The sequence below is a fragment of the Nocardia fodinahabitans genome, from assembly GCF_052983615.1.
The window spans coordinates 4093145-4107723 of the sequence record NZ_JBRJJC010000001.1 but is presented as its reverse complement, the minus strand read 5'-3'; the positions used below and the strand labels follow the sequence as shown (position 1 = coordinate 4107723).

At 65.6% G+C, this 14579-nt stretch carries 12 protein-coding genes; 2 read left to right on the top strand and 10 right to left on the bottom strand.

Annotated elements, in window-relative coordinates; genetic code table 11:
• Positions 1-165: 165 nt before the first annotated feature.
• Positions 166-1818, top strand: coding sequence for an acyl-CoA synthetase (locus tag NV348_RS19160; protein WP_447148123.1), 1653 nt, complete (start codon positions 166-168; stop codon positions 1816-1818).
• Positions 1819-1837: 19 nt separating this feature from the next.
• Here the strand turns inward: NV348_RS19160 and NV348_RS19155 are convergent, their stop codons facing one another.
• Positions 1838-3832: an SDR family oxidoreductase gene (locus tag NV348_RS19155; RefSeq protein ID WP_447148122.1), complete on the bottom strand. Its 1995-nt coding sequence runs from the start codon at positions 3830-3832 to the stop codon at positions 1838-1840.
• Between the two features lie 323 nt (positions 3833-4155).
• On the opposite strand from NV348_RS19155, the gene NV348_RS19150 reads away from it, so the two are divergent.
• A complete protein-coding gene (locus NV348_RS19150; RefSeq protein ID WP_447148121.1) occupies positions 4156-5166 on the top strand; it encodes an oxidoreductase in 1011 nt (336 codons plus the stop codon).
• 81 nt (positions 5167-5247) lie between these two features.
• Here NV348_RS19150 and NV348_RS19145 read toward each other — a convergent pair whose 3' ends face one another.
• From NV348_RS19145 to NV348_RS19105, 9 genes are read right to left on the bottom strand one after another with little or no spacing between them, the layout of a single operon-like run.
• A complete protein-coding gene (locus tag NV348_RS19145; protein ID WP_447148120.1) occupies positions 5248-5733 on the bottom strand; it encodes an Rv1363c family protein in 486 nt (161 codons plus the stop codon).
• On the bottom strand, positions 5730-6566 hold the full coding sequence (locus tag NV348_RS19140; RefSeq protein WP_447148119.1) for an Rv1363c family protein: 837 nt from the start codon (positions 6564-6566) through the stop codon (positions 5730-5732). The genes NV348_RS19145 and NV348_RS19140 overlap by 4 nt, the downstream gene beginning before the upstream one ends.
• Positions 6563-7966, bottom strand: a complete 1404-nt coding sequence (locus NV348_RS19135) for an MCE family protein (RefSeq protein ID WP_447148118.1) — start codon at positions 7964-7966, stop codon at positions 6563-6565. Before NV348_RS19135 ends, NV348_RS19140 begins: the two co-directional genes overlap by 4 nt.
• Positions 7963-9180: an MCE family protein gene (locus NV348_RS19130; protein WP_447148117.1), complete on the bottom strand. Its 1218-nt coding sequence runs from the start codon at positions 9178-9180 to the stop codon at positions 7963-7965. The genes NV348_RS19135 and NV348_RS19130 overlap by 4 nt, the downstream gene beginning before the upstream one ends.
• On the bottom strand, positions 9177-10439 hold the full coding sequence (locus NV348_RS19125) for an MCE family protein (RefSeq protein ID WP_447148116.1): 1263 nt from the start codon (positions 10437-10439) through the stop codon (positions 9177-9179). The genes NV348_RS19130 and NV348_RS19125 overlap by 4 nt, the downstream gene beginning before the upstream one ends.
• Positions 10436-11503, bottom strand: coding sequence for an MCE family protein (locus tag NV348_RS19120; protein WP_447148115.1), 1068 nt, complete (start codon positions 11501-11503; stop codon positions 10436-10438). The genes NV348_RS19125 and NV348_RS19120 overlap by 4 nt, the downstream gene beginning before the upstream one ends.
• Positions 11496-12524 carry an MCE family protein gene (locus NV348_RS19115; protein ID WP_447148114.1) on the bottom strand — a complete coding sequence of 343 codons (1029 nt, stop codon included), beginning with the start codon at positions 12522-12524 and terminating at the stop codon, positions 11496-11498. Before NV348_RS19115 ends, NV348_RS19120 begins: the two co-directional genes overlap by 8 nt.
• On the bottom strand, positions 12521-13720 hold the full coding sequence (locus NV348_RS19110; RefSeq protein WP_447148113.1) for an MCE family protein: 1200 nt from the start codon (positions 13718-13720) through the stop codon (positions 12521-12523). The genes NV348_RS19115 and NV348_RS19110 overlap by 4 nt, the downstream gene beginning before the upstream one ends.
• Positions 13721-13724: 4 nt before the next feature.
• Entirely contained in the window at positions 13725-14576 is an 852-nt protein-coding gene (locus tag NV348_RS19105; RefSeq protein ID WP_447148112.1) for an MlaE family ABC transporter permease, read from the bottom strand.
• Positions 14577-14579 lie beyond the last annotated feature (3 nt).

Genomic DNA, 14579 nt, shown 5'->3' with positions numbered 1-14579 from the left:
GCAGGACAGGCAGATCCATCTCCACCCCTCGATCTACTCCCGCAACGAGGGTAGAACACGTTCCAGTAGGATGCAAGCGGTAGGCGATACTGGTTGCGCAGCGTGAGGTTCGGCATCGCTTCACCGTCGTTGCCCTCAACGGAAACTCGTTCTACCTTGTGCGGCATGGCTTTCAACGTTGCGGATCTATTCGAGCACGCTGTCGACGCGGTGCCGGAGCGCATTGCTGTCCACTGCGGCGATCGTCGGGTCACCTACCGGGAGCTCGATGAGCGGGCGAATCGTCTGGCGCATCATCTGGCAGCCCATGGCATCGGCTACGGCGACCATGTCGGCGTGTACGCACGCAACTCGATCGAGGCAATCGAGGCGATGTATGCCGCATTCAAACTGCGTGCGATTCCGGTGAGCGTCAACTACCGCTATGTGGCCGACGAGGTCCGGTACATCGCCGATAACGCCGACCTGGTCGCATTGATTCACGAACGCAGGTACTCCGATATCGTCGCCGACGTCATATCTCAGCTTGTCAAGCTCGATCAGGTGATCGTTGTCCAGGACGGGTCAGACCTGGATTACTCCCGGTACGCCGGTGTCGAGTACGAGGACGCGCTGGCTGCCCAGTCGTCGGTGCGTGACTTCGATGAACGCAGTTCTGAGGACACCTACATCCTCTATACGGGCGGCACCACCGGGTATCCAAAGGGCGTGGTGTGGCGGCATGAGGACGTATGGCGCGCGCTCGGCGGCGGCATCCAGCATGTCACCGGGGAATACATTACCGATGAGTACCAGTTCGCGAACCAAGCCAAGGCCACCGACTACATCATGACCTGGCTGCCGGCAGCGCCGCTGATCCATGCCGCGCAGTGGATTGCTTTCATGGCGTTGAACTCTGGCGGCACGGTGGTCTTGGTACCGCAGTTCGACCCGGCTGCCATCTGGCGCGCGGTTGAAAAGCACAGGGTCCATTTCCTGCAGATCGCAGGCGACGCGATGGCACGTCCGCTGCTCGACGCCCTTCAGGCGGGCGACTACGACACGTCATCACTGGTCGCGCTGAGCAGCGGCGCGGCACTGTTCTCCCAGTCGCTCAAGCTGCGGTACATCGATACGTTTCCGAACCTGGTCATCACCGACAACATCGGCTCCTCGGAGAGCGGGTTGACCGGAATCGGCTTGTTGGGCAAGGGCTTCGATCACTCAGACGGGCCGCGCGTGAACGTCAGCAAGCAAGCGGTGCTGATCGGCGACGACGGCGAGCTCGTCGCGCCCGAGCCCGGTGCGGTGGGCAGGCTGGCCCGCAGTGGCCCCGTGCCGCTGGGCTACTACAAAGACCCGGAGAAGAGCAAGACGATATTTGTCGAGATCGATGGGCAACGATACGTCGTGCCCGGCGATTTCGCTCGCTACGAGGAGGACGGCACGGTCACCTTGCTGGGGCGCGGCTCGGAATGCATCAACACCGGTGGCGAGAAGGTGTTTCCAGAGGAGGTCGAAGGTGCGCTGAAGTCGCATCCTGATGTGTTCGACACCGTGGTGATCGGCATTCCCGATGACCGTTTCGGCTGGTCGGTCGCTGCCGTCGTGCAGCCGCGAGAAGGTGCGACGGTCGATTTCGCGGACCTGAGCAGCCATGTTCGATCCAAGGTCGCGGGCTACAAAGTGCCGCGCACCTGCTGGATTGTCGACGAGATCGACCGCCACCCCAGCGGCAAGGCCAATTATCCGTGGGCGAAGAAGTACGCGGAGGCGAACCCGGAGAAGGCATTGAAGCGATCCACCGCCCCCGACCTGGGTTCCGGTGTGGCCGGATGAATCGCTCCCACGTGCGCTTCTACCAGTAGGCACCGGGGATCAGCGTGGCGGCGCGGCGGGCGGCGCGCACGATGACGCGCACCGCCTCCGGCCGGGCAGGTCGAGCGAGGCCTGACTTCGAGAGTGCGATCGGCGGGTTCGCACCTTTTCGCTCTGCTTCGCCTTTGGCCGCCGCCGAGTCAGGGAAGCGGCGGTACAGGTCGTGCAGGGTCCGGGCCATGATGCCGGGGGTGAACAGCGAGCCCAATTCACCCGCGGTGCCGGCCGGGGTGTCGATGCGCCTGGGGCGTTCGACGAGCGCACGGACGACGACGGCGGCGGCCCAGTCGGCGGAACGGCTCGGGAAGACCTCGTAGTTCTTGCTGGGTGCGCTCATCGGAGTGTCCACCAGCGGCATATGGATGGTGGTGAACGTGACCCCGTCGGACATCATTTCCACGGCGGCGACCTCGGTGAACTTGTCCAGCGCCGCCTTGCTGGCCGCATACGCGGCGTAACGTGGTGGAGCGACCTGGACTGCGGAGCTGGACACGTTCACGATATGGCCGAAGCGACGCTCCCGCATCTGCGGGGCGAGGGCGAGAACCAGGCGGACCGCGCCGATGTAGTTGACGGCCATGGTGCGATCGAAGTCGTGCACGCGATCGGTGGAGCGGTGCAAGGATCGGCGGATGGAGCGGCCCGCGTTGTTGACGAGCATGTCGACGTGACCGTGCTCGGCCAGAATGTCTTTGACGGTGCGGTCGACCGCCTCGGCATCGGTGATATCGCAGGGATAGCCGAAAGCCTCTCCACCTGCGGCGCGAATCTCCATCACGACCTCGTCGAGTTCGGATTCGCGCCGGGCCAGGAGAAGCACCATCGCCCCTTTCGCTGCGACCGCCAGTGCGGCGGCGCGACCTATTCCGGAGGACGCGCCGGTGATCAGCACATGCCGACCCGTGAGCGGTCCCCCCGCTGGGGTCCTGCGATTGCGGGCCGGGTCCACTTCGCGCTCCCAATAGCGCCAGAGATTTCCGGCGTACTCCGCGAACGCCGGAACTCGAATACCGCTTTCGGCCAGCGCGTTCCGAGTCTCGACACTCGTGAACACGGCGCGAACAACGATAGCGCGCAGTAGGGAGCTCGGGATGTGATAGCGCTTCATCGCGGTAGCGAGCAGGTGCGAGGACTGCAACAGCTTGACCAACACCTGCACCGGCACGATCACGGTGCGGTTCGGGCCTCCTGCAGCGGCGACCAGGGATGCACCGATCTCGACGGATGACTGCATACGCGGGTTGGCCAAGTGGAAGGTCCGGCCGTCCAGGTCGGATCTGCGCATCAGCTCGACCATCGCGTCGGCGACGTAGTCGACGGGGACTACGTTCGTGACGCCCAGGTCGGTCATTGGCATCGGCAGAGACGAGGGCAACTGGGCGAATATCCGGAACAGCGGAAAGAAGAAGTACAGGCCATCGACCTCTGCGATCTCGCCGGTCCGCGAATCGCCGACGATGGCGGATGGGCGGTATACGCGGTGCCGCACACCGGATTCTCGGACGATCTTCTCTACTTCGAATGCCATGCGGTGATGGAGAGTTGGGAATCCCTGACCCAAATCGAAGTCGCGCTCGGAGAATTCGCCACACCAGTCGCCCGCTACCGCGATGGACGACACATGGTGCAGTGTCGCATCGCACTGTCGCGCGAGCTCGACTACGGCGCGAGTGGCCGCGACGTTGGCGGCGGCCTGATCGTCACCTACGGTCAGGCCATAGTCGGCGGACAGGTTCAGCACATGGTCGGCGGACGGCGCCGGGCGGTCCAATCCAAATCCCGGCGCGTTGAAATCACATGTCAACGGGCGCACGCGCTCGCCGCCGTCCCACTCGTGCGCAAGCTCGTTCAATGTCTCGACCGAACATGCTCGGACCAACACGAACACCTCGGCTTCCGGTTCCAGTATCAGGAGCCGGGGCAGCAGGTGGCGGCCGATGAAACCTGTCCCACCTGTGACAATGTAGATCGACATGCCTGCACCACTCCTTCGAATTAGCCTGCGGCACTTTCCCACACGCGGGACACGAACAAGGCCCGGCGATTGCCGTCGGACTTTGCCGCGACGAGGACGCCGTCTCGGCGTCGAAGTTGTCGGCAGTACTCAACCCCATCAAGGTGCTCCCGCTTCCCGGCATGCACGTAATCGACTGTGCACCACAGTAATTAGCGGGTCGCCGTCGAGACACCCCCTCCACACAACCGTAGAACGTGTTACAGTTCGACGCAAGTGCATACATCGACAACAAGTGCATGCGGAAGCCCGTCACAGACAAATCAGCAGTTGAAGATTCGAGGATGGCCGGCATACGCTCGGCTCGTGGGGGATCAGCTTTGACAGCAAGACAGACCTCAGAATGGACTGCGGACGCGATCCCGGACTTGTCCGGCAAGACAGCCGTTGTTACAGGGGCTAATACAGGTCTGGGTTTCGAAACTGCGCACATGCTGGCCGCACACGGCGCTCTCGTCGTCATGGCGTGTCGCAACCGATCGAAAGCGGCAGACGCCGCCGAACGGATACTCACCTCGATTCCGTCCGCGAAACTCCAGGTAGTCGCATTGGATCTGAGCTCACTGGAATCGGTTCGAGCAGCTGCGGAATCAATCCGGTCACAATGCGATCGAATCGACCTTCTCATCAACAATGCCGGGACAGCGAACATCCGGCGCGAGGTCAGCCCGGACGGCTTCGAACTGACCTTGGCCGCCAACCACCTCGGACCCTTCGCGTTCACCGGGTTGTTGCTTGACCGCGCGATATCGACACCCGGCGCCCGCATCATCACCGTCAGCAGCCGAAGTCACGCCCGTGGCGTCCTCGAATTCGACGATCTCCATTTCAGCCGCCGGCCGTACACATTGGCGACGGCATACGCGCAATCCAAACTCGCCGGGCTGCTGTTCACCCACGAACTGCACCGACGACTCGTGGGCACCGACACCATCGCCGCAGCAGCGCACCCTGGAACAGCGATCACGGACTTCGCCAAAAACATGAGCCGTCCGGTGCGGGTCATCAGCGATGTCGCCCGGAAGCTCGCAGCCCTGGCGACCCTACCCGGGCGCGAGCCCCTGGCGATGGGGGTGAACACAGCCGCGCAGGGTGCGTTGACCACCCTGCGCGCGGCTGCTGATCCGACGGTGCGCGGCGGCGAGTTCTATGGGCCGCACCAGGGCTCGAAAGGCCACCCTGTTCGCATCGAACCCGCGCCTAATGCGCGCGACGAGACGGCCCAACGTCGATTGTGGAGCGAATCCGAACGATTGACCGGCGTGCGATACCCCGCCAGAGCCGACGAGTTGTGAACAGTCCGCACTCAGGCGTTGCTCAGAACTGGCCGAGTTCATCCGGCATCTCGTAGTGACCGCCGAGATGCCACGCTGAGATCAGACCGGGGTGACCTGGGCGACCAACCAGCGGTCGTCGGACTTGTCCAGCGATACCCGCACCCGGCTGCCCGACGTGGTGCCATCGGGGGTGTCCTTGCTGGTGGTCAGCTGGTTCAGGTACAGCAGCACCACCGCGTGCTCGGGATCGGCGGACACGACGCCTTCGGCCTGGGTGGTGGCTTTGACGGTGAGCTGCTTCTCCTTGGCGCCCGGCGCGATGGCTTCCTTGATCAGCTTCAGGTAATCGTTGCGGAAGTCTTCGGTCAGGCCGTCGGCCGCCTTGGGCAGCTCGGTGTCGACCGTGGCGGGCTCGTAGGTGAACATGGCGCTGACCGTGCGGCTGGCCGTGCTCATCGCGTCGGCGCGGGCCTGCTCGGTCCGGTCGTGCTGCCAGAGCTGGTAGCCGCTCACACCGAGCACGATCGCGGCAATCAGGCCGAGGGCGGCGAGGCTGCCGAAGACGATCTTCATACGCTGAGTCATCCGACGAACTCCACCTTCGAGACGGTCATTCCGGAATCGGCGTTGGACACCGTGACCCGGAACCGGTACTGCCGCGACTGCGGTTCGGGCGAGCCGTTGTTGCTCACCATCTGCTTCGCGGCGACGAGCACCTGCGCGGATTCGTCATCCGCGGTGACGATGCCCGACTCGACCACCTCGCCGGTGGAGACCACATTCGCCTGCTTGACGACCTCCATGAAGGGATCGACACGGCCGTCGAACTCGGTCTTGAAGTCACCGGAGGCCACCGACAGGATCCGGTCGATGTCCTCCTTGGCCGTATCGGCGCGGATCGTGGTGAGGTTCAGCACCGCCTGGCGGGCGGTCTCGGTGTACTGCGCGCGCAGGTCCTCGTCCTTGTTCACCGAATAGGCGGTGAAGGCGGCGAAACCGGCGCCGACGACCAGGGCGAGCACGAGCACGCTCGCCGCGACGAGCGCCAGGATGCGGGCGCCCGAGCGGGGTGCCTTGTCGTCGGCGGACTCACTCGGGTCGACCGGCTCGCTCGCGGCGAGCTTCACGGTGGCATCCGCGGAGGACGCCGCGGTCTCGGCGGACTTCACGGTGACGTCCGCCGGCTTCACCGTGGCCTCGGCGGACTGCACGGTGGCCTCGGCGAGCTTCACGGTGACGTCCGCGGACTTCGCGGGAGCGTCGGCGATCTTCGCCGTGATCTCGGCATCTACGTCCGCCACCGGCGATGCGGTTTCGCTCTTGCTGATGGTGACCGTTCCGGCCGCCGTCTCCTCGACCGGCGGACCGGCCGAGCGTGCGGCCCGCCTGCGCGAGCGGCGGTTGTCGTTGTCGTTCATCGTTGCTGCTCCTCCAACATCGCCTGCCAGCTGGCCGGAACGGTGCCCGAGCCATCCGCGGCGATGTCGCCTTGGCGGTACGTGCGTCCGTCGGTGCCCAGATAGCTGCCCGTGGACGGATCATAGGGGCGCGCTGCGGCGGGGGTCACACCGCCCGTCGATGCGCCTGCCGGTGCCGATGCCGGAGCGACCGGCTGGACCGGTCCGAACGGCGGGTTGTTGCCTTCCGGGACGTACCCGGTCCGGCACAGTTCCGGCGTGGGTGCGCGGACGCCGGGGAACTCCATGCACGGCGTGTTGCGGATGCCACGTACCGCGATGTTCGAGTCCTGCGGCACCTTGCAGTACAGCCCGGGTGGAGTCTCCATCGGCGATAGGTCGCTCGGCTGCCGCCACTGGTCCGCGGGCAGGAAGCCGGTGGTACAGGCGGGTGGGTCCTGGACGGCGGTCATGAAGTCGACCATCAAGCCGTATTCGATCGGCCCGCGGATGGCGGTCCGCAGCGCCGCGATCAGCGGCGGGAAGACGACCATGAGCTGTTCCAGGCTCGCGTTGTACGTCACGCCGACCTGCCCCAGACTCACCAGATTGCTGGCGAGCAGCGGCAGTGTCGGGCGCAGATCCTGGAACTGCTTGTTCACCGTCTCCATCGCGGAAGGGCTGTTGTTCAACAGGTTTCGCAGCGCCGGATCGTGCGCACGCAGCTGATCGGTGACCGTAGCCAGATCCGCTGTCCAGGAACGGATATCGTCGGCGGAGCGAGTCTGCGTGTCCAGCAGCGGACCGATCTGGTCGAGCAGCTTCTTGGTCGGCTCGATATCGGTTTCGGCCTGCTGCACCAGCAGCGCCGCCGAGTCGATGAACCGCTGCAGATCGGGCCCGGCGCCGTTGAACGCGAGGAAAGCTTCGTCGATCACCTGACGCAGGCGGGTGTCGGCGACCGTCGCGAGCAACTGGTCGGCCTGGTCCAGCATCGCGCCGACATCCTGGGGCAGGTGCGTGCGCTGCTCGGGGATCACCGAGCCGTCGCGCAGATGCCCGTCGGCCGGCTGTTCGGTGGGCACCAGGTCGACGTACTGCTCGCCGATGGCCGAAACACTACGCACCCACGCGCTCGAATCGGCGGGCACCTTGTAGTCGCTGTCGATCGACAGATCCGCTTCGACCCCAGCCGTAGTCAGGCGCACCGCCTCGACCTTGCCGATGTTCTGCCCGCGATAGGACACATTGGCGGTGGGGTAGAGCCCACCCGTGGCGGCCAGCTGCACAGTCACCGCGTACCGGCCGATCCCGAGCATTGCGGGCACCTGCAGGTAGGTACCGCCCATCACGACGAGACCGACCACGGTGAGCACCGCGAAGATCGCGAGCTGGGCTCGCACGAACCGGGTGAGTGTCATCGACCCGCCCCTTCCTGGCCGGGCAATGGCGCGGTGATACCGGGTATGGCGGGCAGGCCGGGAATGGATGGCAGCCCTGGAATAATCGGCGTGGGTGCGGGGGCCGCGAAGGGCGCGGTGGCGGGGTCAGCGGCTCCGGTGGCGGTCGTCGGCGCGAACGAGCCGACGATACCCTCGACACCACCGAAGCGACCGCCGAGTGGGGTACCGGTGAGCCAGTTGCTGTCGAGGCGGCTACCGGTCAGATCGAGCGTGACGAACAAGTTCAGGTAGTCGCCCATAATCGCGTTGTCGATGTTCCTGATCGGGAACGGGAAGGTCGGCAGGATGCCGAGCGCCTGGATCAGGTTGTTTCCGGTGTCGGCCAATGTCTTCAGCACGGGACCGAGGCTGCGAAGATTGGCCACCAGATCGTCACCGCTGGTCTTGATGAGTCGTTCGCTGACGTCACCGAGCTCACCGAGTGCGGTGATCGCCGCGGTGATATTCGCCGACCGGTCGGCCAGCGCGGTGAGTGCGGGATGGATCTGTTCGATCGCCTCGGCGATCACCTCACGCTGACCGGCCAGTTTCACCGAGAGCTGGTCCAGGCCCTCCATCGCGGCGATGATGCTGCCGGTCTGTCGCTCCAGTCCGGTGGTCAGCTCGTTGAGCTGCGGCAGCAGGTCGGCGATCTCATCCTCGCGGCCGTTCACCATCGCGTTCAGTTCGGTGGTGATGGTCTCGAGCTGCGCGATGCCGCCGCCGTTGAGCACCACCGACAGCGAGGAGAGGACCTGCTCGGTGGTCGGATAGGCGCCCGCCCGCTCGAGCGGGATGACGTCGCCATCGCGCAACTGTCCCGTCGGTGCGACGGTCGTCGGCGCGGACAACTCGACGTGGTTGCTGCCGAGCAGACTGGTCTGGCCGATCTTGGCGACCGCGTTGGCGGGCAGGCGGACATCGGGGTTGAGCGAGACCGTCACCAGCGCGTGCCAGCCCTCGACCTCGATCCCGGTCACGTTGCCGACCTCGACGTCGTCCACCCGGACCGGCGAATTCCGGGTCAGGGTGGTGACATTGGGCATCTGGATCCGAACGGTATACGAGCCGGCCATGCGCCCCTCGGAGCCCGGCATGGGCAGCGAGTTGAGCCCGTCGAATTGGCAGCCGGTGGTGCCGAGCGCGACGGCGACGCCGACGGCCAGCCCGGCGAGTGTGCGTTGCCGCCTCATCGCTGTCCTCCTGGAACGGCAAGCCCGGCAAGACCTTCGGGCACGGTGATCGGAGCCGCCGCCGGCGCCCGATCGGGCTGTCCCGCACCGGCCAGGCTCGGGTCGCTGTACACCAGCTGCTCGGGGAAGGCGGTCACGCCGCTGGCGGGGTTGGTCATGATCGGCACGTAGTTCATCGCCAGTGAACTGATCACCGGTGCCAGGAACTCCGCGCACAGATCCGCGGACCTGTCGGAGTTGTTGTGCTCGAGCGCCCGGATCGAACCACACAGGAAGCTCAGCGGACTGGCCGAGTTGTTCAGCGAGACCGAGCCGGTGAACGAGCCCTGCGCGGGCTTGTAGAGCTGGTAGAAGTTCACCATCGCGGTGGGGCTGGAGTGCAGCACCCGTTCGATCTGGGGCCGCTTGTCGACCAGGGTCTGGGTGACATCGGCGAGCTTCTCGACACCCTCGGTCAATTCACCCCCGGTGCCGTCGAGGAACCTCTTCACATCAGCCAGCGCCACATCGAGACTGTCCAGTCCGGCACCGAGATCCGCCGACGCGCCGGCCAGCACCGACGACACCGAAGCCAGCCGGCCACTGAACTGCACGATCTGCTCGTTGCTCGCCGAGAGCACCTCGACGAACTTCTGCAGGTTGCGGATAGTGCCGAACAGGTCGGTCCGCCCGTCGGACAGGGTGGTCATGGTCGCGGACAGTTCACGCAGGGTGTCGCGGAATTTCTGGCCGTTGCCGTCGAGGTTGTCGGCCGCGGTGTCGACGAAGCGGCCGAAGGAGCCCTGCTTGTCGTCACCGACCGGACCGAGCGCCGCCGACAGTTTGGTCAGTTCGGCCTTGATCTCGTCCCACTCCACCGGCACCGCGGTGCGCTCGAGCGGAATCTGGGCACCGTCGGCCAGTTTCGGGCCGCCGCTGTAGGCGGGCGCGATCTGCACGAAACGCGCCGACACCAGCGACGGCGCGATGATCACGGCGCGCGCGTCCGCGGGCAGATCGACGCTGCTGTCGATGCTCATCTGCACGCGCACCTGGCCCCGACCCGGTTCGATCGAGTCGATGCGGCCGACGGTGACACCGAGCACCCGAACCTCATCGCCTTTGTACAGGCCGGTGGTCGAGGTGAACGCGGCGGTCACCGTGTTCTTTCCGCCGCCGGTGACGAGGTAGACGCCGACCGCGACCAGCGCCGCGATCACTACCACCGCCACCGCGATCGTCCAGCGCGGCAACCCGCGCACCTGCTGGGTCAAGCTCATCGCGGGGGATCCTCCTCAGCAGGAGCGATGTATGGCGTCCTCGGGTTGGTGAAGATATCGATCAGGTCCTGTGGCACTTGTTCCGGCCAGACCAGCGCGTCGACGAGCGGGCGAATCTGGGGACTGTCGACGTTCACCACGTAGGCGTTGAACCAGGGCCCGCTGCCGACCTGCTCACCGAGCGCGGCGGCGTAGGGGCCGAGGCCGTCGAGGGCATCGTTGAGGTTCTGTTCATTGCGCTGGAGCAGGGCGAGTACCGAATTCAGGCGGTCCAGCGTCGGCCGCATCTGCGGCTCGTTGTCGGCGACCAGACCCGAGAGCTGCCTGGCCACATCGTCGATGTAGACGACGAGCTGGTTGATCGCGGCCCGGCGCCGGTCGAGCTCGCCGAGCAGCTCGTTGCCGTCGATGAGCAGCGTATTGAGCTGGGTGCTGCGGTCGGCCAGGATCTTGGTGACGTTCTGCGCCCTGGCCAGCAGGTCGGTCAGCGCCTGATCGCGCACATTGATACTGCGCGACAGAGCGGTGACACCGTCCAGCGCGTTGCGCAGCGGGCCCGGCGTGTCGGCGAAGGCCGTCGACAGGGTGTCGAGGGTCTGGTCGACTTGATCCAGATCGAGATCGCGCACGGTCCCACCGAGGTCGCTCAGTGCTTCGTTGAGCGAGTAGGGCGAGGTGGTGCGGTCGACCGGGATGGTGTCACCGGTGCCGATCGCGCCGGGGCCGTTCGGCACCACGTCCAGCGATTTGCGGCCGAGCACCGTGTTGGTCTTGATCGCGGCGGTGGTCTTCTCCCCCAGCACGATCGACTCGTCGAGGTCGAACTTCACCAGGACCTTGTCACCGTCGAGGCTGACCGCCCGCACCTCGCCGGAGCGCACACCGGCCACATGCACCGGGTCGCCCGGTACCAGACCACCGGCGTCGAGGAAGTTCGCGGTGAAGGTCGCTCCCGAGCGGATGAAGGGCAAGTCGGTGAATTGCAGCGTCGCGAGCGAGATCGTGACCGCCAGCACCACGCCGACGATACCGATCGTCGCTGCCGACGATTTGTTGTCATTCATTGGGCGCGCACCTTCCGGTCGCCTGCAGACCCGGCATGTGGACTTCCATCGGCTTGCCGTCGGGGCCGGTGATCAGGAGGTTGGCACCGCAGACATACAGCTGCAGGAAGGAACCGTAGGCACCGATCCGGATGAGCTTCTTGTAGGTATCCGGCAGCTTTCCGAGCACCCATTCGATGTGATCGGAGCCCTCGTCCAGGTTCGTGGCGAGCCTGCCGGTCTGTTCGATGGTGTTACGCAGATCGGGACGGGCCTGCACCAGCAGGTCGTTGAGTTCCTGGGTCGCGCCCGCGATCCGCGGCAACGCGTTGCCGATCGGGTCGCGCTGTGCCGACAGGTCGCTGACCAGGCGCTGCAGTTCATCGATGGTGGTGGCGAACTGGTCACCGCGATCGTCGATGGTGGCGAGCACCGTGTTCAGGTTGTCGATCACGCTGCCGATCAGCGCGTCGCGGTCGCCCAGGGTCTTGGCGAAGTTTCCACCGCTGTTCAGCAGCGAGACCAGGGTGCCGCCCTGGCCTTGGAAGATCTGCAACAGTGCCGCGGTGAGGTCGTTGACCTGAGCCGGGTCGAGTCCGCGCAGCAGCGGCTTGAATCCGCCGAGCAGCAGATCCAGATCCAGGGCGGGCTGGGTCTGCTCGCGGCCGATGGTGTCACCACCGGAGAGCCGCCGAGCAGAGCCGGGACCCTCCAGCAATTCCATGTAGCGGTCGCCGACCAGGTTCTCGTACTTGATCGCCGCACGGGTACTGGCCAGCACCGCGTACTTGCTGTCGACATCGAACTCGACGTGCGCGAGGTTGTCGTCACCGACCTTCACCGAGGTCACCGAACCCACCGGCACACCGGCGATGCGCACCTTGGCGCCGGGCAACATGCCCGAGGAGCTGGTGAACACCGCGCGATAGCCGTTCTCACTGGAGAACCGCGCCTGACTCAAGACAATCGCCAGGCCGGCGAACACCAGCGTCATCACCACGGTGAAGATCGCCAGTTTGATCGTCGTTCCCGTGTTCTTCACCGCGTCACTCCCGGCAGTCCGTCCAGCAGCAGCTGGAATACCTTTGGCACACCGTGGAATTCGTGCTGGGTGTTCGGCGTATACACCGAACCCTCACTGGTGTCGGTCACCAGATAGTCCGAATGGCTGTCCGGTACCCGGTCCACCACGCCCTCGCAGCGCGGGCCGCCGGTGGCGTTCACCTTGGGCAGGTCGTTCGGGTAGGTGTAGGGCTCGGCACCGAGCATGAAGCTGGCGTTCATACCGACACCCGGCATGATCCCGCCGAACATGTCCTCGGCGATCGGGATCAGCGGGCCGAGGCCGTTGATGACGCAGCTCAGTGCGGGCGCGTACTCGAACAGCAGCGCGGTCGTCGGGCGCAGCAGGTCGAGCGCGGTCACCAGATCGTGTTCGTTCTCACGCAGAACCGAACCGACCGTGTCGGACAGCCCGATCACATTGACCAGCACGTTGTCGAGCTGACCCTGCATCTCGGCGATGGTCTGCGAGGTGACCGTCGCGTTGTCGACGGTGCGCAACAGCGGGTCGGCGACCTCACCGTAGAGCCCGGTCACCGCAGCGGTCTTGTCCAGATCGGACTGCAGGGTGGGCAGGTACGGATTGAGTTCGCGCAGATAGCGATCCGAACGCACCAGCAGGTCGCCGAGCTTGTCGCCGCGGCCTTCCAGCGCGGTGCCCAGCGCGGTCAGCGTCGCGTTCAGCTTCTCCGGCTCCACCTGGGCGAGCACATCGGACAGGTGCTGGAACAGCGTGTTGAACTCGACGGTCACCGAGCTCACCGACACGGTGGTACCGGGGGCCAGCGCCGTGGACGATGGCTGCTCGGGGACGATGAAGTTGACGTACTTGGCGCCGAACACCGTGGTCGAGCGGATGTCGACACCGGCGTTGGCCGGTACCAGCTTCAGCTGGTCGGGGTCGAGCTCCAGCCGCAGCTGGGCGCCGTCGTCGCGCAGGTCGATGTCGGCGACCCGGCCGATCTCGACACCGCGCACCTTCACCTTGGCGTCGGGGTCGAGGACCAGACCCGTGCGTGGCGTGTCCACCAGCACCACAGCGGTGTTGGTGAACGCGCCCTGGAACAGTGCGATCGCGAGCGAGGCGCCCGCGACGAGCAGGCCGACCAGCGCGAGCGCGGCGAGCTTGCGCCCGAGCCCGCCCTGCAGTGCGGCAACAAACCGATTGGTATCCATCGCGCTATCCCGAGAGGTGGAAGTTGCCGGAGGTGCCGTAGATGGCCAGCGAGATCAGCAGCGTCACTGTGACGACCGCGACCAGCGAGGCCCGCACCGCGTTACCGACCGCGACACCGACGCCCACCGGGCCGCCCGCGGCGGTGAAACCGAAGTAGGTGTGGATCAGCATGACGGCCAGTGCCATGACGATCGCCTGGGCGAACGACCACAGGATGTCGCTCGGAATGAGGAACGTCGAGAAGTAGTGGTCGTAGACACCGGCCGACTGTCCGTAGATGACCACCGTCGCGAAGCGGCTGGCGATGAAGGAGGCGATCACCGCGAGCGCGTAGAGTGGCACGATCGCGATCAGACCGGCCAGCACCCTGGTGCCGACCAGGAACGGCACCGGCCGGATCGCCATGGACTCCAGCGCGTCGATTTCCTCGGCCACGCGCATCGCGCCCAGCTGGGCGGTCGCGCCGGCGCCGATGGTGGCGGCCAGACCGATGCCGGAGATCACCGGTGCCGCGATCCGGACATTGATGAAGGCGGCGAAGAAGCCGGTCAGTGCCTCGACGCCGATATTGCCGAGCGAGCTGTAGCCCTGGACCGCGATGGTGCCACCCGCCATCAGGGTCAGGAAGCCGACGATCACGACGGTGCCGCCGATCACCGCCAGTGCGCCGCTGCCCATGCTGATCTCGGCGATGAGCCGGATGGTCTCGGTGCGGTAGTGCACCAGTGCGCGCGGCACCGAGCCGAGCGCCTTGACGAAGAAGATCGCCTTGTCGCCCAGAGAGTCCACGGATTTCGACGCGCGCTCGAAACGACGGACCGTGCGCGGGAACTTGCTGCGAACAATGAATGCCATTTC